The sequence below is a fragment of the Streptomyces fulvoviolaceus genome, from assembly GCF_000718165.1.
Lineage (GTDB): Bacteria > Actinomycetota > Actinomycetes > Streptomycetales > Streptomycetaceae > Streptomyces > Streptomyces fulvoviolaceus.
This window is the reverse complement of record NZ_JOEY01000007.1, coordinates 1-21,995: the sequence shown is the minus strand read 5'-3', so window position 1 is coordinate 21,995 and position 21,995 is coordinate 1. Positions and strand designations below refer to the sequence as shown.

The following is a 21,995-nucleotide window of genomic DNA, read 5'->3' as shown; positions in this document are numbered from 1 at the left end:
CGACTACTCCCCGAACAACGCCTCCTACCCCCCGGGCAACGCCTCCGACTCCTCGAACAGCGCCTCCTGCTCCCCCTCCTCCTTCTCCCGCAGCCGCCGGTTCCGTGCCCCCACGACCAGCGTCGTCACCAGCCCCGTCGCCGCGAACGCCGCCGGCACCATCCAGCCGCGGTTGACCGTGTGGCCGAGTGCGTGGTCCAGGGAGAGCCGGCCGGGGCCGGTGACGGCGAGGCCGGCGGCGGTCAGGCCCAGGGTGGCGGCGTACTCGTAGCCGCCGCCCTGGGCGAAGAAGCCGTTGGGGGCGTGGACCGCGGCCGCGCCCGCCATCGCGCCGGCCGCCGCCGCACCGGCCGCCGGGGTCGCCAGGCCCAGCGCGAGGAGCGTGCCGCCGCCCGCCTCGGCGAGGCCCGCCGCGGCGGCGCTCTCCTTGCCCGGCGTGTACCCGACGGACTCCATGAACTGGCCGGTTCCCTCGAGGCCGTGTCCGCCGAACCAGCCGAACAGTTTCTGCGCTCCATGTGCGGCCAGCACCCCTCCGGTGCCCAGCCGGAGCAGCAGCAGGCCAAGATCACGTCGGTCGTATGAGGTCACGATGACTCCCGGAACAGACAGCAGGGACACCCCTCGCGTTTCCACCGTCGCACCGCTCACACCCGGGCGGGGACACCCGCGCCGCCGTTCGGGTGGCGGGCCCGGGGGAGCGGTGTGAGTCTGGCTGGCATGACGATTCAGACTGCCAAACTCAGCGATCCGGCCGTCCGCGCCTTCGTCTCCGCCGTCAACGCCCATGACCGCGACGCCTTCCGGGCGCTCCTCGCGCCCGACGCGACCATGGCGGACGACGGCAGCGACCGGGACCTGGACGAGTGGGCCGACCGGGAGATCTTCTCCTCCCACGGTCACATGGACGTCGACAACGAGTCCAAGGGCGGCCGCTGCCTCCTCACCCACTACCGCAACGACACCTGGGGCGAGATGCGCACCCGCTGGGACTTCACGGTCGGGGACGACGGCAGGATCTCCCGCTTCGAGACCGGGCAGGCGTAACGGCTCCCGCGCGGGTCTTGCGTTGAAGTGCGCTCCAACTCCTAGCGTTCTCCCTCATGGAGACCATACGGACACTGGGCCGCACCGGCATCGAGGTCAGCCCGCTCGGCTTCGGCTGCTGGGCGATCGGCGGCGAATGGCAGGCCGCCGACGGGCAGCCGCTCGGCTGGGGCAGGGTCGACGACGAGGAGTCCGTACGGGCGGTCCGGCGCGCCCTCGACCTGGGCGTCACCTTCTTCGACACGGCGGACACCTACGGCGCGGGCCACAGCGAACGCGTCCTCGGCCGGGCTCTCGGCAAGCGCCGGGACGACGTGGTCGTCGCCACCAAGTGGGGCAACGTCTTCGACGAGGACACCCGCACCCTCACCGGCGCCGACGACTCCCCGGCGTACGCCCGCCGCGCGCTGACGGCGTCCCTGCGACGCCTCGGCACCGACCACGTCGATCTCTACCAGTTGCACCTGTCCGACCTCGATCCGGCTCGCGCGGCCGAACTCCGGGACGCCTGCGAGGAGTTCGTCGACGAGGGGCTCATACGCGCCTACGCCTGGAGCACCGACGACCCGGCCCGCGCCGCCGTGTTCGCGGAGGGGGAGCACTGTGCGGCCGTACAGCATGCGATCAACGTGTTGCAGGACGCGCCCGAAATGCTCGCGCTGTGCGAGGAGTCGGAGCTCGCGAGCATCAACCGCAGCCCGCTCGCCATGGGGTTGCTGGCGGGCAAGCGTCAAGGGGCCTCGGACGCCGGGGACATCCGCAGCAGGCCGCCGGCCTGGCTGCAGGGCTTCGGCGACGGCTCCGCCGCCGACCCGGACTGGCTCGCTCGCATCGACGCGCTGAAGGAGATCCTCACGAGCGACGGCCGTACGCTCGCCCAGGGTGCCCTCGCCTGGCTGTGGGCGCGCAGCCCGCGCACCGTCCCGATCCCCGGCTTCCGCTCGGTCGCCCAGGCCGAGCAGAACGCGGCCGCGATCGCGAAGGGGCCGCTCACCGCAGGGCAGTTGGCCGAAGTCGACCAGATCCTGGGACGGTGAGCGGCCCGACAGGCCTCGCGGAAGGGCTCAGCGTGCGAACGCCTGCTGTGACGCCTGCTGCTGCTCGGTCAGCGTGATCTGCCCCGCCTTGATGGTGGCCAGACGCGGTGCCCGGCGGGCGATCGACGAGTCGTGGGTGACCATGATGAAGGTCAGCCCGTACTCGTGCCACAGGCCTTCAAGGAGCGCCATGATGTCGTCGCGGGTGCCCTCGTCGAGGTTGCCGGTGGGCTCGTCGGCGAGCAGCACCTTCGGCTTCTTGACGAGCGCGCGGGCGATGGCGACGCGCTGCTGCTGGCCGCCGGACAGCTCGGTCGGCGCGTGGGTCAGGCGGTCGCCGAGGCCGACCGAGCTCAGGGCCTCGGCGGCCCGCTCGCGTCGCTCGGCCGGCTTCACGCCGAGCGGGACGAGAGCCGTCTCGACGTTCTCCTGCGCGGTCAGCGTCGGGATGAGGTTGAAGGACTGGAAGATGATGCCGATCTTCTCGGCGCGCAGCCGGGTCAGCTTGGCCTCGCTGATGGTGGCGAGGTCGACGCCGTCCAGCTCGACGCTGCCCTCGGACGGGCGGTCCAGGCCGCCGATCATCTGGAGGAGGGTCGACTTGCCGCCGCCGGTGGGGCCCTGGATGACGAGCTGGTCGCCGTCCTCGATGGTGAGGTCGACGCCGCGCAGCGCCTCCACCGTCTCCTTGCCGCGCGTGTAGCGCTTGGTGACGCCGGTGAGTCTGTACATGGGAGCTCCGTAGAGGAAGAAGTCCGTAGCGGAAGAGAAGGAAGAAGGGGGTGGGGCGCCGCGACCCGGGGGGAACGGACGCGGCGCCCCAGCTCAGGGGGAGGGTCAGGAGACGCTGCGCAGCGCGTCCGCGGGCCGCATCCGGGAGGCGCGCCAGCCGCCCATCGCACCGGCGATCAGACCGCCGGCCACCGCCAGGCCCACCGCGAGGGCGATGGTCGTCAGGCTGACCGGCGCGGACAGCGCGATCTCCATGGTGTTCTGCGTGGCCTGCTGGCCCGGACCGCCGCCACCGGGGCCGCCGCCCATGCCGCCGCCACTGGTGCTGCCGAGTTGGGCCTTCAGGGTCGGGGCGATCGCGGTCACCGTGTACGCGGCCGCGAGGCCGAGACCGATACCGAGGGCACCGCCGAGCAGACCGTTCACCATGGACTCGCCGACGACCTGCCGGGTGACCCGGCGGCTCGGCCAGCCGAGTGCCTTCAGGGTGCCGAACTCACGCACCCGGCGGGAGACCGCCGAGGAGGTCAGCAGCGCGGCCACCAGGAAGGCGGCGGCGAGCACCGCGATGGACAGCCACTTGCCGACGCTGGTCGCCAGGTTCGAGGCGGTGGAGAGGGAGCCGGAGACGGTGTCCGCGAGGTCGGCGGAGGTCGTCACGGTCGTACCGGAGACGTTCTTCTGGATCGCCGACTTGACGGAGTCGATCTGCTTCGAGTCGGTCGCCTTGACGTAGATCGTGGTGACCTGGTTCTTGGCGTCGGCCAGTGTCTGCGCCTGCTTCAGCGGCAGGTAGACGTCGGTCGTGGACTCGCTGCTCTCGGGCGTCGCGATGCCGATGATCTTGTACTTGGTGCCGGAGATCTTCAGGGTCTTGCCGACCTTGTACGAGTTCTCCTTGGCGTACGACTTGCTGACGACCGCGACCTTCGCGTTGGTCTGCGAGGCCGTGAAGGTCTTGCCGGAGCTGATCTTCGAGCCGGCCAGCGGGCCGAGGGTCTGGTCGGAGACGTCGACGCCGGCGACGGAGTAGGAGTTCACGTCGAAGGAGGCGCCGCCGCCCTGGACCTGGGGCGCGGCGGTGCTGCCGGAGTTGCCGCCGCCGCCCGGGCCGCCCTGGCCCTGGGACTGGTCGCTGCTGCCGGTCGTGCTCTCCGCCTTGCCCTGGGTGAAGGAGCCGTCGACCTTGGTGACGTTCAGGGTCAGCGCGCCGACCGCGGTGGCGACGCCCTTCTGCGCGGCGACCTTCGTGACCACGGAGGACTTCAGGGCCTGACCCCCCTGAGTCTGCACCCGGTCGGAGCTCTGCTGGTCGTCGCTGTCGTTCGACTTGGCGTCGAACTCGAAGCTCGGTCTGCCGGAACTGTTGTCGGTGGGGGCCGTTCTGGCCTTGGTGACGGTCATGTCGGTGCCGAGACCGTAGAGCGACTGCAGGACCTTGTCCTGTGCCTTCTGCATGCCGGCCGACACCGAGCTGACGGTGATGACCAGCGCGATTCCGAGCGCCAGACCCAGTGCGATGACCAGAGCCGCCTTCTTGCGCCGGCTCAGCTCCCGCTTGAGATAGATGCCAAACATCCCGTTCCTCGAAGGTTCTTGGCGCCCGCTGTGGGCGCGCCCTCAAGTTAGGGACTTTGCATTGCGGGGCCGTGAGTAAGGGATGTGTAAGGGCTGAGAAGGGATGTGCAAGAGCTGAGAAAAGTGCGCGGCAGCCGTTCCGCGGCCCGGTGCGTACCCCGCGGTCCCACGCGAGGTCCACCCCCACCCGGGCCGTGGAACGGCTGCCGTCTCCCCCCTCGAATTGGTCTGCGGAAGCTCACTGCTCCAAGTGTGAAGTTCTGGTGGAGGAGATGTAGAGCATAAGTCTGCGACCGGCCCATATGGAGCGGACGTTCATATTCCGGTTGTGCAGGTTGAACCCCGGACGCGCCCTGGACGTGCCCTCGGTCCCGCCCTCAGCCCCGCCCCACGTACGGCATCGCCGTCGCCAGTACGGTCGCGAACTGCACGTTCGCCGCCAGTGGCAGCTCCGCCATGTGCCGTACCGTGCGCGCCACGTCGGCGACGTCCATCACGGGCTCGGGTGCGATCTCGCCGTTGGCCTGCAGCGCTCCGGTCTGCATCCGCTGCGTCATGTCGGTCGCCGCGTTGCCGATGTCGATCTGCCCGACGGCGATGCCGTAAGACCGCCCGTCGAGGGACAGGGACTTGGTGAGGCCGGTCAGCGCGTGCTTGGTCGCTGTGTAGGCGACGGAGAGCGGCCGGGGTGTATGTGCCGAAATGGAACCGTTGTTGATGATCCGGCCGCCTTGCGGGTCCTGTTCCTTCATCTGCCGGTACGCCGCCTGTGCGCACAGGAACGCCCCGTTGAGGTTGGTGTCCACCACGTGCCGCCAGGCGTCGTAGGGCAGCTCCTCGACCGGCACCCCGCCCGGCCCGAACGTCCCCGCGTTGTTGAACAGCAGGTCGAGGCGCCCGAATCGGTCCACGGCCGCGGCGAACAGCGCGGCCACGTCGTCCGGCTGTGACACATCCGTCCGTACGGCGATGGACGCGCCCTCGGCTGCGATCGCCGCCGTCTCCTCCAGCGTCTCGACGCGGCGGCCCGCCAGCGCCACCGACCAGCCCGTGCGCAGCAGCTCCACGGCGACCGCGCGGCCGATCCCGGAGCCGGCGCCGGTCACCACCGCGATCTTCGATTGCTTGGCATTCATGGGCCCGCAGCGTACGGGAGGGGCTGCCGCCCGGAACTCGTCCGTCCGCCATCAGGCCGCCATCGAAATGTCGTGCACATGCCTAACAGGAGTCGTCCCCGGCCACTCCAATTGTCTCCTGCATCCATCAGTCAGGGGAGGACACCGGATGACACTCGACGCCCGCCAGTCCCAGCACACCCCCGAACTCCGCGCAGCCGCCCGCCACTTGAGCCGCCGTCGCTTCCTCACCGTCAGCGGGGCCGCCGCCGCGCTCGCCTTCGCGGTGAACCTGCCGGCCGCCGGCACCGCGGCCGCCGCCGAACTCGACCCCGCGCAGATCACCGAGGACCCGTTCACGCTCGGCGTGGCCTCCGGCGACCCGCTGCCCGGCTCCGTCCTGCTCTGGACGCGCCTCGCACCCGCCCCGTACCAGCCCGACGGCGGTCTGCCCGCCGAACGCGTCACCGTCCACTGGGAGTTGGCCCGCGACGAGAACTTCAGCCGGGTCGTCAGACGCGGATCCGCCTCCGCACACCCGGAGTTCGGCCACAGCGTCCACGTCCAGGTGGACGACCTCGACGAGGACCGCGTCTACTACTACCGCTTCAAGGCGGGCAGTTGGATCAGCCGTACCGGCCGCACCCGCACCGCCCCCGGCCGCGGCGCGAAGGCCTCCGCGCTCACCCTCGGCGTGGTCTCCTGCCAGCGCTACGACCAGGGCTACTACACCGCCTACAAGCACCTGGCCGAGGACGACGTGGACGTCGTCTTCCACCTCGGCGACTACCTCTACGAGTACGCCGTCAGCGGTGTCGCCGGCGCCCGCGCCTACCCGGCCGGGACCGTCCCCGACGTCTACGACCACGAGATGACGACCCTCGACGACTACCGGCTCAAGTACGCGCTGTACAAGTCGGATCCGGACCTGCTGGCCGCGCACGCCGCCCACCCGTTCGTCGTCACCTGGGACGACCACGAGACCGAGAACAACTACGCGGGCGCGGTGTCGGAGAACAACGACCCGGAGTTCCTCATCCGCCGGGCCGCCGCCTACCGCGCCTACTGGGAGAACCAGCCGCTGCGCCGTCCCCAGCTCCCCGACGGCGCCGACCTGAAGCTGTACCGCCGCCTGTACTGGGGCCGGCTCGCCCAGTTCGACGTGCTCGACACCCGCCAGTACCGCTCCGACCAGGCCTACGGCGACGGCTGGAAGATTCCCGGCCCCGACTCCGAGGACCCGGCCCGCACCCTCACCGGCGACGCGCAGGAGGAGTGGCTGATCGACGGCTGGCAGCGCTCGCACGCCCTGTGGAACGTGGTCCCGCAGCAGGTCACCTTCTCGCAGCGCTACAACTCCACCGCCGTCCCCTCCCAGGTCTCCATGGACTCCTGGGACGGCTACCCGGCCTCCCGCGAGCGGATCCTGGCGGGCGCGGAGGAGTCCGGCGTCGAGAACCTGATGGTCCTCACCGGCGACGTGCACGTGCACTACGGCTTCGACATCAAGCGGGACTTCGCCGACCAGACGTCGAAGACGCTCGGCACCGAGATCGTCACCTCGTCGATCTCCAGTGGCGGCAACGGCTCGGAGAAGCCCGCCAACTGGGCGACCTTCATGGCCGCCAACCCCCACCTGCGCTTCTACAACGGCCTGCGCGGCTACGCGACTGTCACCCTCGGCCGCGACCTCGCCCGCGCCGACTTCAAGACGGTCCCGTACGTCACCACTCAGGGCGCTCCGCTCACCACGGCCGCGTCCTTCGTGACGGAGGTGGGGGAGCAGGGGCTCAAGCCGGCGTGAGCTCCTCGTCGGCCTCGGAGGGATAGCGGACGCCGACGCGGTCCCGGATCGCGTCGAGCGTCCGCATCACGGCGAGCGTGCCGTCGAGCGGGACCAGCGGGGACTCGGTCTCGCCGGCCCGCAGGGCGCGCATCACCTCGCGGGCCTCGTGCTTGAGGCTGTTGCGGGGCCCGTCGGCCGGGTCGGCCGCGAACTCCTCGGGGTCGCGGCCGTCGCGGTGCAGGACGAAACGGTCGGGGTGGAAGAAGCCGTTCGGGATGTCGATGCGGCCCTCGGAGCCGGTGACGGACGCGATCGTGGCCGTACCGCCGGTGAGGGAGCAGTGCAGCGAGGCGAGCGCGCCGCTCTCCCAGGACAGCAGCGCGCCCGTCTGGAGGTCGACGCCCTCGTCGGAGAGCACCGCCTTCGCCGTGAGGTCGGACGGCTCCCCGAGCAGCAGGTGCGCGAACGACACCGGGTACACGCCCAGGTCCAGCAGCGCGCCGCCGCCCTGTGCCGGGTCACGCAGCCGGTGCGAGGGCGGGAAGGGGCCCGCGAGCCCGAAGTCGGCCTGGACGGTGCGCACTTCGCCGATCGCCCCGTCGTCGACGAGGGCCTTGAGGCGCCGGATCAGCGGGTTGCAGTACATCCACATGGCCTCCATCAGGAAGCTCCCGCGCTCCTTCGCGAGCGCGACCAGTTCCTCGGCCTCCGGCGCGTTCAGCGTGAACGCCTTCTCGCAGAGCACGTTCCGCCCGGCCTCCAGGCAGAGACCGGCGGCCGCGCGGTGTGCCGAGTGCGGGGTGGCGACGTACACGACATCGATGTCCGCGTCCTGGGCGAGCGCGTCCCAGCCGCCGTACGCCCGCGGGATCCCGAACCGCTCGGCGAACGCCTTCGCCGACTCCTCCGTCCGCGAGGCGACCGCCACGACCTCCGCGTCCGGCAGATCCACCAGGTCCGCGGTGAACGCGGCCGCGATCCCGCCGGTCGCCAGGATCCCCCAGCGCACGTTCTGTTCCGTCATTCCCGCGCCCACTCTCGCTCGCGTGGCACTCACCACTGTGTCGCCCCGGTCCGCGGGGCCACCGCCACGGCCTCCGGGTCCGGCCCCGCGGCGGAGCCGCTATGGGATGCAGTCACCAGGTCCGCGGTGAACGCGGCCGCGATCCCGCCCGTCGCCAGGATCCCCCAGCGCACGCTCTGCTCCGTCATCACGGCTCCGCCCTCGCTCACGTGACACTCGCCACTGTGTACGAACTGAGAGCATAGGTGGCGGATCACTCGGAGAGGGAGGGGCACATGCCCGAGCAGGGGGCGTCCGCGTCGCGCCTGGAGCAGGCGGCGGCCGTACCGGAGACGGAACCACCCGCTCGTACCGCGCGACGCACCGGCCTCCTCGTCACCTTCCTCCTCGGCGGCCTCACCGCCACGCCCCCGCTGGCGATGGACATGTACCTCCCCTCGCTCCCGGAGGTCACCGGCTCCCTGCACGCCCCCGCCGCCACCGTCCAGCTCACCCTCACCGCCTGTCTGCTCGGCATGGCGCTCGGACAGCTGGTGGTCGGCCCGATGAGCGACCGGTGGGGCCGCAGGCGCCCGCTGCTGGCCGGCCTCGCGGTCTACGTCGTCGCCACCGCCCTGTGCGCGTTCGCGCCGACCGTCGAGTTCCTGGTGGCCTTCCGGCTGCTCCAGGGGCTCGCGGGCGCCGCCGGGATCGTGATCGCCCGGGCCGTGGTGCGCGACCTCCACGACGGCGTGGCCATGGCCCGCTTCTTCTCCACCCTGATGCTGATCGGCGGGGTCGCCCCGATCGTGGCGCCCCTCATCGGCGGCCAGATCCTGCGGGTGACGGACTGGCGGGGGGTGTTCGTGGTGCTGACGGCCGTCGGCGCGCTGCTGGCCGGTCTCGTCTGGGCCAGGCTCCCCGAGACCCTGCCGCCCGCCGAACGCCAGGCCGGCGGTGTCGGCGAGGCCCTCCACTCGATGCGCCGGCTGCTCGCCGACCTGCCCTTCACCGGCTTCATGCTCGCGGGCGGCTTCGCCTTCGCGGCCCTCTTCGCCTACATATCGGCGTCGCCGTTCGTGATCCAGGAGATCTACGGCGCCTCACCGCAGACCTTCAGCCTGCTGTTCGGGCTCAACTCGGTCGGCCTGGTGATCGTCGGCCAGGTCAACGGCAAGGTGCTGGTCGGCCGGGTCAGCCTGGAGAAGGTGCTGGGCGTGGGCCTGCTCGTGGTGATCGCCGCGGCGGCCACCCTCCTGCTGATGTCGACCGGCGTCTTCGGTGAGCCCGGCCTTGTCCCGGTGGCCGCCGCCCTCTTCGTGCTGATGTCCGCGATGGGCGTCACGCTCCCCAACGCCCAGTCCCTCGCCCTCATGCGCACCAAGCACTCCGCCGGCTCCGCGTCCGCCCTGCTCGGTACGTCCTCCTTCCTCATCGGCGCGATCGCCTCGCCGCTGGTCGGGATCGCCGGGGAGGACACCGCCGTCCCGATGGCGGTCGTCCAATTGGCGGCCGGACTGGTAGCTCTTACCTGTTTCATGGGAATGTGCCGTCCTTGGAACAGACGTGCGAGTGCGGAGGGAGCGGAGAGCTGAGCGCACCGAGACTGCGCAGCGACACACCGGAACGGGCCGGGCTCGACCCCGGGGAGATCCGTCACCTCGTCGAGGAGTTCCACGCCCTTGCCGACGGGGAGCACCCCTGGGCGGCGGGCGCCGTCGTGGTCGTCGGGCGGGGCCCGGTGATCGCCGTGGCGGAGGCGACGGGCTGGGCCGTCCGGTACGCGTCCTACGACCCCGAGGCCGACGCGGGAGTGGAACTGCCGCCCGAGGCGCGCGTCCCGATGACCGTCGACACGCCCTTCGACCTGGCCTCCCTCACCAAGCTGTTCACGGCCGTCGCCGCGGTGCAGCAGATCGAGCGCGGCACGCTCGGCATCGACGCGCGGGTGGGCGCGTACCTGCCGGACTTCCGCGCGGCCGCCGCGCAGGGCATCACCGTCCGCGAGCTCCTCACCCACACCTCCGGCCTGCGCCCCGAACTCCCGCTGTACGACTGCGCCGACGACGAGCAGCGTCTGGAGATGCTCCGCTCGGAGGTCCCGATCGGGGTCCCCGGCACCTACACCTACTCCGACCTCAACCTGCTCCTCCTCCAGCAGGTCCTGGAACGCATCACCGGCCGCACCCTCGACGTCCTCGTCCACGACGGCATCACCCGGCCCCTCGGTATGACCGCGACCGGCTTCGGCCCGTGCCCGGGAGCCGCGGCCACGGAGGACCAGCGGCGACCGTGGGCCAAGGCGGACCGGGGGATGCTGCGGGGCGTCGTCCACGACGAGAACGCCTGGGCGCTCGGCGGGGTCGCCGGCCACGCGGGCCTCTTCTCGACGGCCCACGACCTCGCGATCTTCTGCCGCGCCCTGCTGACCGGCGGCGCGTACGGGCCCGCGCGCATCCTCGGCCCCGACTTCGTGGAACTCCTCCTGACCCCACCGGGCCTGGGCTTCGCCCTCGACCAGCGGTGGTTCATGGGCGAGCTGGCGGGCCGGGGAGCGGTCGGCCATACGGGCTTCACGGGTACGTCACTCGTGCTGGACCCGGCGACGGACACGTTCGTGATCCTGCTGGCGAACACGGTGCACCCCCGAAGGCGACCGTCGGACAGCAGACCGAGGGCGGCGGTGGGGACGCGGGTGGCGCGGGCGGTACGGACGTGAGCCAAAGTCCAGCCCTCCGGTGCTCGGAAAATTCAGCCCCTCCGGCGTTTGAGGAGCGGGGGTCCAGGGGGCGGAGCCCCCTGGGAGCGGGGCCGAAGGGGCAGCAGCCCCTGGAGGATGGGACGGGTAAGGGCGGCGGGGGCGAGCCGCGTCCATCAGCGGCTCCGCCGCAGGGCCCCACCTGACCGGATCGGTCCGCTGCCGGACCCGATGCGGCCTGTCGTCACCCCGCCCACGCGACCCAAGCTAAGAGACATGACCCGAGCACTGATCGTCATAGACGTCCAGGAGTCCTTCCGCGCCCGCCCGCTGTGGGAGACCATCTCCGACCCGAAGATCGCCGACCGCGTGAACCGCCTGGTACGACTGGCCCGCCAGGCCGGGGACCTGGTGGTCTGGGTGCTGCACTCCGAGCCGGGTACCGGCAACGTCTTCGACCCGGCCTCCGGACACGTCCGGCTGATGGAGGAGCTGGAGCGCGCGGACGGCGAGCCGCTGATCCACAAGACCTCGCACAACGCCTTCACCACCACCAACCTGCAGCAACTCCTCACCGAACGCGGCATCCGCGAGCTCACCGTCTGCGGCATCCGCACCGAGCAGTGCGTGGAGACCACCGCCCGCGTCGCGAGCGACCTCGGCCACCAGGTCACCTTCGTCGTCGACGCGACCGCGACCAACCCCATCCCGCACCGCGACGCCCCCGCCGACCGCAGCAACGCCGAGCTGCTCGCCGACCCCCGCACCCTGCCCGCCGAGGAGGTCATCCGGCGCACGGAGTACGCCCTCGCCGGCCGCTTCGCCACGATCGCGACGGTCGACGAACTGGAGGCCGCGTCCGGGCCCTCGGCATAATGACCGAATCGTGAGCCACGTCGTCTTCTTCCTGGTGCCCGGAGTCCATCTGCTGGACCTGGCCGGCCCCGCGCAGGTCTTCTCCACGGCCGCCGACTTCGGACACCCCTACACACTCACCTACGTCGCCGAGCGGACGCAGGTCCCCACCGCCCAGGGACTTCCGCTGGTGGCGGGGCTCGACTGGCCCGAGCTCGGGCCCGAGGACCTGATCGTGGTGCCCGGCTGGCGGGCGGTCACCCTGGCTGACTCGCCCGCCGTCGGCGCCGCTTCCCTGCGGGCCCTCAGCGACCACCACGCCCGGGGCGGGACGGTGGCCAGCGTCTGCGCCGGGGCCGAGGCGCTCGGGCAGGCCGGCCTGCTCAAGGGCCGCCGCTGCACCACGCACCACGACGTGCAGGACGAGCTGGCCCTGCGCCACCCAGGGGCGACGGTCGTCCGCGACGTCCTGTTCACCACGGACGACCGGGTCGTGACCTCGGCCGGCATCGCCAGCGGCATCGACCTGGCCCTGCACCTGGTCGCGGGCCGGCACGGTCCGGCCGTCGCGGCCCAGGTCGCCCGGGACATGGTCGTCTACGCCCGCCGCAACGGCCACGACTCCCAGACCAGCGCGATGTTCCGGCACCGGTCCCACCTCGACGACACGGTGCACCGCGCGCAGGACCTGATCGACGCCCGCTTCGACCGGCCGCTCCCGCTGCCCACCCTGGCCTCCACCGTCGGTGTGAGCGAACGCACCCTCACCCGCCTCTTCACCCGCGCCACCGGCCTCACCCCGCTGCGCTACCAGCAGACCCTCCGCCTCGAACGCGCCCAGCACCTCATCAGCCACGGCGCCACGATCGACGCCGCCGCCCGCTCGGTCGGCTTCGAGGACCCCCGCATGCTGCGCCGCCTGCGCGCCCGCGCGGCGTGACGGGGAAGGCAGGCCCGCGGCGGAACCGCTGATGGATGCAGCGCCCCCGCCGCCCCTACCCGTCCCATCCTGGGGGCTGCGCCCCCAGACCCCCGCTGTCGGCCCTGAAGGGGCCTCGTCCTCAAACGCCGGACGGCTGAGTTGTAGTGCGATGGAGGGTGGGCCGCCGCCCTAGAATCTCCGGGTGAACGCCCCCGTATCCCCGGCCGAAACCCTCCGCGCGGCCCTCGCCTCCCTCCTCGACGGCCTCCCGCCCAAGCAGGCCGCCCACGCCGTGGAGCGGCTGATCGCCAACTACCGAGGGGCCACCCCGACCGACGCGCCGATCCTGAGGGACCGCGCGGATGTCGCCGCGTACGCCGCGTACCGCATGCCGGCGACCTTCGAGGCGGTGCGCTCGGCGCTGGAGGCGTTCGCCGAAGCCGTACCGGACTGGACGCCCGGCAGCCACACCGACATCGGCGGTGGCACCGGCGCCGCGACATGGGCCGTCACGACGACCTGGGACGGCATCCGTCCCGTCACCGTCCTCGACTGGGCCGAACCCGCGCTGGCCCTCGGCCGGGAGGTGGCGGCCGCCAACCCGGCGTTGCGGGAGGCGAGTTGGCGGCGTGCCCGGATCGGCGCGGCGCTCACGCTCGACCGCACGGACCTGATCACGGTCTCCTACGTCCTCAACGAGCTCACGGCTTCCGACCGCGTGGCCCTCGTCGACGCCGCCGCGGCCGCCGCGCAGGCCGTCGTGATCGTCGAGGCCGGCACTCCCGACGGCTACGCGCGCGTCATCGAGGCCCGCGATCGCCTGATCTCGGCCGGCTTCCGGATCGCCGCGCCCTGTCCGCACAGCGCGGCCTGCCCGATCGTCCCGGGCGAGGACTGGTGCCACTTCTCGGCGCGGGTCAGCCGCTCCTCCCTCCACCGACAGGTCAAGGGCGGCTCCCTCCCGTACGAGGACGAGAAGTTCAGCTACGTCGCCGCGACTCGCGTCCGCGTCGAACCGGCGCCCTCCCGAGTGGTCCGGCGCCCCCAGATCCGCAAGGGGCAGGTCCTCCTGGACCTGTGCGAGGCGGAAGAGCAACTGACCCGCCGGACGGTGACGAAGCGCCACGGCGACCTGTACAAGGCGGCCCGCGACGCCGCCCCCGCCGCCCCTACCCGTCCCATCCTTCTGGGGCTCCGCCCCAGACCCCGCTCCTCAAACGCCGGAGGGGCTGAGTTTTTTCAGCCCGTCCGGCGTTTGAGGACGAGGCCGTTCAGGCCGAAGCGGGGGTCTGGGGGCGGCAGCCCCCAGGGTCGGGACGGGTAGGGGCGGCGGGGGCGAAAACCCTCCCCAACGAGACGCCCCGTCTCACCCCCCTGTTACCGTCGACCCATGGTCAAGCAGTCCGCCCCCGACACCACCCGCCGCAGCGAGAGGTCCCGCCGCGCGATCTACGACGCCGCCCTCACCCTCGTCGCCGAGGTCGGCTACCCCAGGACCACCATCGAGGGCATCGCCGCCCGCGCAGGCGTCGGCAAGCAGACGATCTACCGCTGGTGGTCGTCGAAGGCGGACGTCCTCCTGGAGGCCTTCCTGGACCTGAGCGACCAGGCCGCACGGGAGGCAGGCCCCGAGGACAGGTACGTCATCCCGGACACCGGCGACCTCGCCACCGACCTCAAGGCCGTCCTGCGCCTCACCGTCGACCAGCTCAAGGATCCCCGCTTCGAGGCCCCGTCCCGCGCCCTGGCCGCCGAAGGCGTCGTCAACGAGCAGGTCGGCCGCGTCTTCATGACCAAGCTCCTCGAACCCTCCCTCCAGCTGTACGTCGACCGGGTGCGCGCCGCACAGGAGGCAGGCCAGGTGCGCCAGGACGTCGACCCCCGCATCGCCCTGGAACTCTGGGTCTCCCCCCTCGCCCAGCGCTGGCTCCAGTACACGGGCCCGATCTCCTACGAGTACACCGACACCCTCGTCGACTACGCCCTCTACGGCCTCGCACCCCGCTGAGCCACCCGCGCCAGCCGCCCCGGCGCGTCCGTGATGATCCCGTCGCAGCCCAGCGCCAGCGCCCGGTCCCGCTGGGCCGGGGTCACCACGGTGTGCGCCCACACCCGGGGGATCCCGGAGCGGACGGCCCGGACCAGGTCCGCGTCCCGGGCCCTGCGGTCGACGTCGAGCAGGTCGACGTAGGACCGCCACCGCTCGGGCCGGTCGGTGCGCAACTGCCGGGCCGAGCGCCACAGTTGGGCGAGCAGGCCGGCGCGGTGGGCGCGTCGGGCCACCGAGGGGTCGTTGGAGTTCACGAAGACCGAGCGGGTCAGGCCCCGGTCCCGGATCATCCCGGCCAGCCGGTCGAGACCGCGAGGGTCCTTCACCTCCAGCATCAGCACGATCCGTCCGCCGAAACGGTCGAGCACCTCCGCCACCGTCGGTGGCCGCTCCGACCGCCAGCTGCCGGGCAGCGACGCCTTCGGCCGCAGCCGTACGCCCTGCCAGTCCCGCAGGTCCAGCTTGCGCACCTCGCCGCCCAGGAACGTCGTCCGGTTCAGCGTCGGATCGTGCACCACGACCGGCGTGCCGTCCCGCAGCATCCGGGTGTCGACGTCCAGTACCTGCGCCGTCCCCCGCCCGTGGGCGGCCATCAGTCCCGACATGCTGTTCTCCGGGACCTCCCTGGCGCCGCCGCGATGAGCGACGTACGTCACACGCGGCAGCGAGTCCACCGTCAGCGGCCCGGGACCCCACTCCAGCGGGGCGCCCGGTCCGCCGACGGTCAGCGAGACCACGGATGCCGCCGATGCCAGGCCGCCCGTCAGCGCGATCCATGTGACCATGCCGACCACGGTAGGCGGCTAAATCATGACAAACCATGCAATGACACTCGATCCCGGTGTGAGGCAGCCCCTACCCCGGATGTCAGCTCCGGCCCCCCGGAGCAGAGGAAGATGGGACCATAGGGCATGCTGTTCCGCACGACAGCGAGGCGAGGGGATAGATGAGCGCGGAGTTGGGCGGTCGGACCGGCCTGCAGGGCAAACTCTCCCAGTGGCTGCGCGGACGCCGCCCGAAGGAAGCCGCCGTCGGTGACGACGGCCGTGAGGCCCTGCTGCTCGCCGCCGCCGAGGCCGGACTTCCACTCGCGCCCGCCGCGTATCCCACCGCCGACTACCGGTGTTCCTGCGACCGGGTGGGCTGTCCCACCCCGGCCCGGCACCCGGTGTCGTTCGCCTGGCAGACCCAGTCGACCACCGACCGCGCTCAGGTCGAGCGCTGGGCCCGGCACCAGCCGCAGGCCAACTTCATCACCGCGACCGGGATGACGCACGACGTCCTCGACCTGCCCCTGGAGGCCGGTCAGGAGGCGCTGGAGCGGCTGCTCGGCGCCGGCATCGAGGTCGGCCCGGTCGCCGAGAGCGCCGACGGCCGCCTCCTCTTCTTCACCCTCACCCGGGGCACCCCCGAGGACGAGGACGAGTGGTGGCCCTGCGAACTGGACTGCCACCCCGAGACCGCGGACGAACACCCGGGCCTGCGCTGGCACTGCCGCGGCTCGTACGTCCTGGTACCGCCGGCCCGGCTCCCCGGCGACGACGGCCAGGCCGTCCACTGGGTACGCGGCCCCGAACACCCGCTGCCCGACCCGCTCAGCCTCCTGGAGACCCTCACCGACGCCTGCGCCCGCCACGCCGGCGAGGAGCCGGACCACGCGAGCGCGGCCTGGCCCCTCCGACGGTAGGAAGCGGCCTCTCCTACGACCCCTGCGCCGACGTCATTCCTTCGATCCGCCCCAGCACGCTGACCTTCGGGTCGCCCGCGCCCTTCGCAGGGTCCAGGGCCACCCCGTTGGAGACGAACTCCATCGTCAGCGACTGCTTGATCTCGCCGGTCGTCACGGCCAGTATGTCGTCGGTGACGGGGATGGAGGTGCCCGGGGCGGCCGTCTGCTTCGCGTAGTAGTGCGTCGCGAAGAACACCAGCGCCCCGCCGTTCGCCGTCCGCAGCGCGAGCGGCGCGTAGTCCCCGCTCGTCAGCGGTTCGTCGATGTACTGGGTGACCAGACCCGGCCTCTTGCCGGCCTTCTCCCGATCCGTGCGCCACTGGCTGGTGTACGCGCCGTCCGCGAAGGTGTCACCGCCGCTCTTGAGGTACGTCGTGTAGTCCTTGCTCAAGCCCTCGGGCGCGGCGGCCAGTTCGGCCGAGTTCGCCGGCACGGCCTCGGCCCAGCCGTCCGCGTCCTTCTTGAACTTCGGCACGTTGCCCGACGCGACCAGTGTCAGATACGCCACCTGGAACGGCTCGTTCAACCCGTTCCGGGTGAACACGAGCAGCCAGCGCGCGGTGCCGCCCTTGTTGCCGGCCGCGTCGGCGACGAACCAGCGCGGCCAGCCCGCCTTCTTCGGGATCGTGTACGTCACGTCCGACAGCTTCAGCGGTGTGTGCCCCGCGTTGCCGTCCGGGTTGTTCGCCTTGCCGGCCTTCAGCCGGGCCGCGTCGATGGCGGCGAGCGCGCCGGTGACATGCTCGGCGTCCAGCGAACTGTCGTACGCCTTGTCCGCGTTGTTGTACGCGGTTGTGAACTGCTGGAGCGCCTTGGCGGCCTCCGCCTTCGTGGAGGCGGGGAGTACTTCTCGCTCCCCGTGCACCACCATGCACCCGCTCGCCGTCAACGACAAAGCGGTCATGGAGGCCGCTATCAGTGCGCTCCGGTCAAGCCTGCGGAGCCTTCGAGGGCCGCGATCCCTGCTCATCAGCTGCCTTCACCTTCCCCTTCCCGGAGGCGAACCCTACCGGGGCGAGGAACAGCGTGAGTGTCGGGATCAAGTACAGCAGCCACACCGTGACCTGGAGGACGGTCGGGTCCGGCTGGAAGTTGAACACGCCCTTGAGGAGCGTGCCGTACCAGCTGTCCGGCGGGATGGTGCCGCTGATGTCGAAGGCCTTGTTGTTCAGACCCGGCAGCCAGTCGGCTTCCTGCAGGTCGTGGAAGCCGTACGCCAGCACGCCCGCGGCCACGACGACCAGCATGCCGCCGGTCCAGGTGAAGAACTTGGCGAGGTTGATGCGCAGGGCGCCCCGGTAGAACAGCCAGCCCAGGACCACCGCCGTGGCGATGCCCAGAGCCACGCCGACCAGCGGGCGCGGGGTGCCGTCGCCGGCCGCGTGCACCGACGCCCACACGAACAGGGAGGTCTCCAGGCCCTCGCGGCCGACCGCGAGGAACGCGGTGGCGACCAGGGCGCCCGTGCCCATCTGGAGGGCGGCGTCCAACTTGCCGTGCAGCTCGGCCTTCAGGTGCCGGGCGGTGCGCCGCATCCAGAAGACCATCCACGTCACCAGGCAGACCGCGAGGATCGACAGGGAGCCGCCGAGCGCCTCCTGCGCCTCGAACGTCAGCTCCTGGGAACCGAATTCGAGCGCGCAGCCGAAGCCGAGGGCCAGGGCGACCGCGACACCGATACCGATCCAGATGGGCTTCAGCGCGTCCCGACGGTCCGTCTTCACCAGGTAGGCGATGAGGATGCAGACGACGAGGCTGGCCTCGAGCCCCTCGCGCAGTCCGATCAGGTAGTTGGAGAACACGGGCTACGCCTCCTCGGAGAACAGCGTGCTGCCCCACCAGTCGTCCTTGTCGCGGACGCCGGGCGGGACGGCGAAGAGCGCCGAACCCACGTGCTGGATGTACTCGTTGAGTGAGTCGAGGGCGAGATTGCGCTGGATCCGGATGAACCCCTCGCGGACGTCCCGCTGGTAGGCGAGGAAGAACAGCCCCGCCTCCAGGCGGCCCAGGCCGTCCGTGCCGTCGGTGAAGGAGTAGCCGCGGCGCAGGATCGTCGCCCCGTGGTTGGAGTCGGGGTGCGCGAGCCGGACGTGCGCGTCGGGCAGCATCGCCTTCAGGAACGGCTTGTCGCGCTCCTTGGCCCTGCCGACCGGGGCGCCCTCGCCCTTGTCACGGCCGATGATGTCCTCCTGCTCCTGCAGCGAGGTGCGGTCCCAGGTCTCGATGTGCATCCGGATACGGCGGGCGACGAGGTAGGAGCCGCCGTTCATCCACGCGGGGCCGTCCTTCCCGTCCACCCACACGAACTTCTTCAGGCGGTCCGTCTCCGTGCCCGCGATGTTGCGGGTGCCGTCCTTGAAGCCCATCAGGTTGCGCGGGGTCTGCGCGTCGGGGGTTGTCGAGGACGTCTTGCCGAAGCCGAGCTGCGACCAGCGGATGACGACCTTGCCGAAGCCGATCCGGGCGAGGTTGCGGATCGCGTGCACGGCGACCTGAGGGTCGTCCGCGCAGGCCTGGATGCACAGGTCGCCGCCGCTGCGGTTCTTGTCGAGGTTGTCGCCGGCGAACTGGGGGAGGTCGACGAGGGCCTCCGGCTTTTCCTCGGCGAGGCCGAACTTCTCGAACAGCGACGGCCCGAAGCCGATGGTGAGCGTCAGCCGCGACGGCTTCAGCCCCAGTGCCTCGCCGGTGTCGTCCGGCGGGGCCTCGGCGAGACCGCCGTACGCCCCCTCGCCGACCGCGTGCCCGGCGGCCATCCGCCGGGCGGCCGCGGTCCAGTCCTTCAGCATCTGCACGAACTCGGCGCGGTCCTCGGTCGTCACCTCGAACGCGGCGAAGTGCAACCGGTCCTGCACCGGGGTGGCGATGCCCGCCTGGTGGGCGCCGTGGAAGGCGATCGCGCCGCCCGCCGCGGCACCGGCCGGGTCCACGTCGTTGCCGGTACGGGTCATCGCGACCGTCCCGCCGGCCGCGGCGGCGCCGAGCGCGAGCACGGCACCGCCCCAGCCGATCAGCGCACGGCGGGAGGGCGTGGTGGCTTCGGACGGGTTTGTGTCCGTCATGGTCGCGTCCCCTACTTCACGACGGCGGCGGCGAGCTTGGACAGCGGCTCCGCGAGCGCGTTCACGCCGTCCGACAGCTCCTTGCGGTCGGCCTCGCCGACCTTGTCGTACGAGGTGAAGTCGTACGAGGTCTTGTCGGCCCGGTACTTGTCGAGCAGCGTGTTCAGCGCGGCGAACTGCTTGTCGAGCTCGGTGACCAGCGCCGGGTCGTTCTCCTTGGCGACCGGCTTCAGCAGCTCGTACGACTTCTCCGCGCCCTCGACATTGGCCTTGAAGTCGACGAGGTCGGTGTGCGAGTAGCGCTCCTCCTCGCCGGTGACCTTGCCGGTGGCGACCTCGTCGAGGAGCTCCTTGGCGCCGTTGGCCATGGAGGTCGGGGTGATCTCGGCCTTGCCGACCCGCTTCTGCCAGTCCTCGAGGTCGGTGATCAGCTGGTCGGCGAGGGTCTTGTCCGCGGCGGTGATCTTCTTGTCCTGCCAGAGGGACTTCTCGAGGCGGTGCCAGCCGGTCCACTTCTGCCCGTCCTCGAGGCCGTCGGCCCGGACGTCGACCTTCGGGTCGATGTCGCCGAAGGACTCGGCGACCGGCTCGGTGCGCTCCCAGCCGATGCGGGAGGGGGCGTACGCCTTCTTCGCGGCCTCTATGTCGCCGGCCTTGACCGCCTTGGTGAAGGTCTCGGTCAGCGGCAGCGTGGCGTCGGCCTGCTCCTGCGCGTACTCGCGGTAGGCGGCGACGGCCTTGTCGAGCCGCGGGTCGCGCTTGGCGACCGTGCCGCCGGTGGCCTTCACGGCCTGGCGGATGCCGTCGCCCTTCATGCCGGGCTTGCAGGCGATCGTGTAGTCGCCCGCCTTCACCTCGGCGGTGACCGTCTGCTTGGTGCCGGGGCCGATGTTCTCGCGCTCGCTGACGATCCGGTCGTCCGGGAAGAGGATGTAGACCTCGGTGACCTTGGAGCCCTTGTTCTCGATGGCGAGCTCGACGTGCCCGGCCGGGAACTCCTTCTTGGAGACCTCGCACTTGCTGTCGGTGGCGGTCACGTTGATCACGCGGTCACCGCTTCCGGAGCTGCCCTTCTCGGTACACCCGGTGACGGCGGTCAACGCCGCCACTGCGGCGGTGGCGGTGACGACGGAGAGTCTGGCGGCTCGCATTCGGGCTCCCGGCGATGGCTGAAAAGTCACGTGACAGGGCTCACACCGTTTGGTGAGGCTCACCTAACTTATCTGAGCCTTACCTGCGTGATACCCCACCGTGCCGTGATTCAGCTCTCATAGACGGCGTAAGAGCACGACCTGATCACGGTGACTCAAAACGGACGCCAAGAGAAGGTCAAAGGAAATTCAAAGGTTCCGCTTCGGGGCCACGAGGAGTTGCCCCGTCCGCGGGTGCGGAAGCACCTCGACGGGCTGGTCGTAGACCTCCGACAGCAGTGCGTCGGAGAAAACCTCCGCCGGCGGCCCGTCGGCGGCGACGCGACCGGCGCACAGGATCGCGACCCGGTGCGCATAGGCCGCAGCGAGCCCCAGATCGTGCAGCACCACGACCACCGCGTCCCCCGCACGCGCCCTTTCCCGGCACACCCGCAGCACCAGCTCCTGGTGCTTGAGGTCGAGGGCCGCGGTCGGCTCGTCGAGCAGCAGGATCTGAGCCCGCTGCGCGAGCACCCGCGCGAGCGCGACCCGGGCCCGCTCGCCGCCGCTCAGCGCGGAGAAGGGGCGCGCGGCGAACGCGGTGACCTCGGTGGCGGCCATGGCTGCTACGACGGCCAGGTCGTCGTCGGCGGGGGAGACGGCTGCATGCGGCGCCCGCCCCATCCGCACGACCTCCTCGACCGTGAAGGGAAAGGACAGCGTCGCCGACTGGGGGAGAACGGCCCGGCGCAGAGCGAGCTCAGGAGCGGACCAGTCGGCCGCCGGCCGCCCGTGAATCCGTACGCCCCCTGCGGCGGCCGGGAGATCGGCGGCGAGCGCCCCCAACAGGGTCGACTTCCCGGCCCCGTTGGGCCCGACCAGGGCGAGGACCTCGCCGGCGCGGACGCTGACGGACACTCCGCCGAGGACTTGCCGGGAGCCGAGCCGGACATGAAGGTCCTTGGCTTCGGCGAGAACGTCTCCGGGTTCGGCGGGGGCGGGAGGGCTCGGCCGGGAGCGGAGGAGTTTCATGGGCGGGCTCCTTGGGACGGGGGGCTGAGGAGATTCGGCGGAGATTCGGCGCAGCCGCCGTTGGGCGCCGTAGTGGTTGAGCGCCGTGCGGCGGGAGGAGGGGCGTGGCGGGATGAGGAGGGGGCGAGGTGGGATGAGACGGGCGAGGGGAGAAGGGGACCAGGGGGCGAGGTGGCGAGGTGGCGAGGTGGCGAGGTGGCGAGGTGGCGAGGTGAGGCG

Annotated in this window: 22 protein-coding genes; 10 read left to right on the top strand and 12 right to left on the bottom strand. The window is 71.5% G+C overall.

Annotated elements, in window-relative coordinates; all coding sequences use genetic code 11:
• Window positions 1-24 precede the first annotated feature (24 nt).
• Window positions 25-591 (bottom strand): DoxX family protein, encoded by a 567-nt coding sequence (locus IG08_RS0108810; RefSeq protein ID WP_030598474.1) that lies wholly within the window; start codon window positions 589-591, stop codon window positions 25-27.
• Between the two features lie 129 nt (window positions 592-720).
• Between IG08_RS0108810 and IG08_RS0108805 the strand changes: the two genes are divergently transcribed.
• Both IG08_RS0108805 and IG08_RS0108800 read left to right on the top strand, forming a co-directional pair.
• The gene (locus IG08_RS0108805) at window positions 721-1,047 is read left to right on the top strand and encodes a nuclear transport factor 2-like protein (RefSeq protein ID WP_030598472.1); all 327 of its coding nucleotides are present in this window, start codon (window positions 721-723) and stop codon (window positions 1,045-1,047) included.
• 56 nt (window positions 1,048-1,103) lie between these two features.
• Window positions 1,104-2,084, top strand: a complete 981-nt coding sequence (locus IG08_RS0108800; protein ID WP_030598469.1) for an aldo/keto reductase — start codon at window positions 1,104-1,106, stop codon at window positions 2,082-2,084.
• 27 nt (window positions 2,085-2,111) lie between these two features.
• On the opposite strand, the gene IG08_RS0108795 is transcribed toward IG08_RS0108800, so the two are convergent.
• From IG08_RS0108795 to IG08_RS0108785, 3 genes are all read right to left on the bottom strand, one after another.
• The gene (locus tag IG08_RS0108795; protein WP_030598466.1) at window positions 2,112-2,816 is read right to left on the bottom strand and encodes an ABC transporter ATP-binding protein; all 705 of its coding nucleotides are present in this window, start codon (window positions 2,814-2,816) and stop codon (window positions 2,112-2,114) included.
• 105 nt (window positions 2,817-2,921) lie between these two features.
• Complete coding sequence (locus tag IG08_RS0108790) at window positions 2,922-4,394, bottom strand: ABC transporter permease (protein WP_030598462.1); 1,473 nt, start codon at window positions 4,392-4,394, stop codon at window positions 2,922-2,924.
• Window positions 4,395-4,771: 377 nt separating this feature from the next.
• Window positions 4,772-5,530 carry an SDR family oxidoreductase gene (locus tag IG08_RS0108785; RefSeq protein WP_030598460.1) on the bottom strand — a complete coding sequence of 253 codons (759 nt, stop codon included), beginning with the start codon at window positions 5,528-5,530 and terminating at the stop codon, window positions 4,772-4,774.
• Between the two features lie 148 nt (window positions 5,531-5,678).
• Between IG08_RS0108785 and IG08_RS0108780 the strand changes: the two genes are divergently transcribed.
• The gene (locus IG08_RS0108780; protein WP_030598458.1) at window positions 5,679-7,313 is read left to right on the top strand and encodes an alkaline phosphatase D family protein; all 1,635 of its coding nucleotides are present in this window, start codon (window positions 5,679-5,681) and stop codon (window positions 7,311-7,313) included.
• Here the strand turns inward: IG08_RS0108780 and IG08_RS0108775 are convergent.
• Window positions 7,300-8,319: a Gfo/Idh/MocA family protein gene (locus IG08_RS0108775; protein WP_030598456.1), complete on the bottom strand. Its 1,020-nt coding sequence runs from the start codon at window positions 8,317-8,319 to the stop codon at window positions 7,300-7,302. The two genes, IG08_RS0108780 and IG08_RS0108775, sit on opposite strands and share 14 nt — an antisense overlap.
• 29 nt (window positions 8,320-8,348) lie before the next feature.
• Window positions 8,349-8,507, bottom strand: coding sequence for a hypothetical protein (locus IG08_RS59990; RefSeq protein ID WP_158812191.1), 159 nt, complete (start codon window positions 8,505-8,507; stop codon window positions 8,349-8,351).
• An 87-nt stretch (window positions 8,508-8,594) separates the two neighbouring features.
• Here IG08_RS59990 and IG08_RS0108765 point away from each other — a divergent pair, with 87 nt between their 5' ends.
• From IG08_RS0108765 to IG08_RS0108740, 6 genes are all read left to right on the top strand, one after another.
• Window positions 8,595-9,893, top strand: a complete 1,299-nt coding sequence (locus IG08_RS0108765; protein WP_030598455.1) for a multidrug effflux MFS transporter — start codon at window positions 8,595-8,597, stop codon at window positions 9,891-9,893.
• On the top strand, window positions 9,845-11,017 hold the full coding sequence (locus IG08_RS0108760; protein ID WP_030598453.1) for a serine hydrolase domain-containing protein: 1,173 nt from the start codon (window positions 9,845-9,847) through the stop codon (window positions 11,015-11,017). Before IG08_RS0108765 ends, IG08_RS0108760 begins: the two co-directional genes overlap by 49 nt.
• Before the next feature lie 255 nt (window positions 11,018-11,272).
• Complete coding sequence (locus IG08_RS0108755) at window positions 11,273-11,872, top strand: cysteine hydrolase family protein (RefSeq protein ID WP_030598452.1); 600 nt, start codon at window positions 11,273-11,275, stop codon at window positions 11,870-11,872.
• 10 nt (window positions 11,873-11,882) lie between these two features.
• The gene (locus IG08_RS0108750) at window positions 11,883-12,791 is read left to right on the top strand and encodes a GlxA family transcriptional regulator (protein ID WP_030598450.1); all 909 of its coding nucleotides are present in this window, start codon (window positions 11,883-11,885) and stop codon (window positions 12,789-12,791) included.
• A 184-nt stretch (window positions 12,792-12,975) separates the two neighbouring features.
• On the top strand, window positions 12,976-14,097 hold the full coding sequence (locus IG08_RS0108745; RefSeq protein ID WP_078655498.1) for a small ribosomal subunit Rsm22 family protein: 1,122 nt from the start codon (window positions 12,976-12,978) through the stop codon (window positions 14,095-14,097).
• A gap of 66 nt (window positions 14,098-14,163) precedes the next feature.
• Window positions 14,164-14,781, top strand: coding sequence for a TetR/AcrR family transcriptional regulator (locus IG08_RS0108740; RefSeq protein ID WP_030598446.1), 618 nt, complete (start codon window positions 14,164-14,166; stop codon window positions 14,779-14,781).
• Here IG08_RS0108740 and IG08_RS0108735 read toward each other — a convergent pair.
• A complete protein-coding gene (locus IG08_RS0108735; RefSeq protein WP_030598443.1) occupies window positions 14,760-15,608 on the bottom strand; it encodes a glycerophosphodiester phosphodiesterase in 849 nt (282 codons plus the stop codon). The genes IG08_RS0108740 and IG08_RS0108735 overlap by 22 nt on opposite strands.
• 161 nt (window positions 15,609-15,769) lie before the next feature.
• Here IG08_RS0108735 and IG08_RS0108730 point away from each other — a divergent pair, with 161 nt between their 5' ends.
• A complete protein-coding gene (locus tag IG08_RS0108730; RefSeq protein WP_030598440.1) occupies window positions 15,770-16,510 on the top strand; it encodes a bifunctional DNA primase/polymerase in 741 nt (246 codons plus the stop codon).
• Window positions 16,511-16,523: 13 nt separating this feature from the next.
• Here the strand turns inward: IG08_RS0108730 and IG08_RS0108725 are convergent, their stop codons facing one another.
• From IG08_RS0108725 to IG08_RS0108705, 5 genes are all read right to left on the bottom strand, one after another.
• A complete protein-coding gene (locus tag IG08_RS0108725; protein WP_078655497.1) occupies window positions 16,524-17,522 on the bottom strand; it encodes an SCO2278 family lipoprotein in 999 nt (332 codons plus the stop codon).
• On the bottom strand, window positions 17,482-18,354 hold the full coding sequence (gene efeU / locus IG08_RS0108720) for an iron uptake transporter permease EfeU (RefSeq protein ID WP_030598436.1): 873 nt from the start codon (window positions 18,352-18,354) through the stop codon (window positions 17,482-17,484). The genes IG08_RS0108725 and efeU overlap by 41 nt, the downstream gene beginning before the upstream one ends.
• A gap of 3 nt (window positions 18,355-18,357) precedes the next feature.
• Window positions 18,358-19,614 (bottom strand): iron uptake transporter deferrochelatase/peroxidase subunit, encoded by a 1,257-nt coding sequence (efeB, locus tag IG08_RS0108715; RefSeq protein ID WP_030598435.1) that lies wholly within the window; start codon window positions 19,612-19,614, stop codon window positions 18,358-18,360.
• Window positions 19,615-19,625: 11 nt separating this feature from the next.
• Window positions 19,626-20,765 (bottom strand): iron uptake system protein EfeO, encoded by a 1,140-nt coding sequence (gene efeO / locus IG08_RS0108710; RefSeq protein ID WP_030598433.1) that lies wholly within the window; start codon window positions 20,763-20,765, stop codon window positions 19,626-19,628.
• Window positions 20,766-20,954: 189 nt separating this feature from the next.
• Window positions 20,955-21,776: a heme ABC transporter ATP-binding protein gene (locus IG08_RS0108705; RefSeq protein WP_030598429.1), complete on the bottom strand. Its 822-nt coding sequence runs from the start codon at window positions 21,774-21,776 to the stop codon at window positions 20,955-20,957.
• Between the last annotated feature and the right edge of the window lie 219 nt (window positions 21,777-21,995).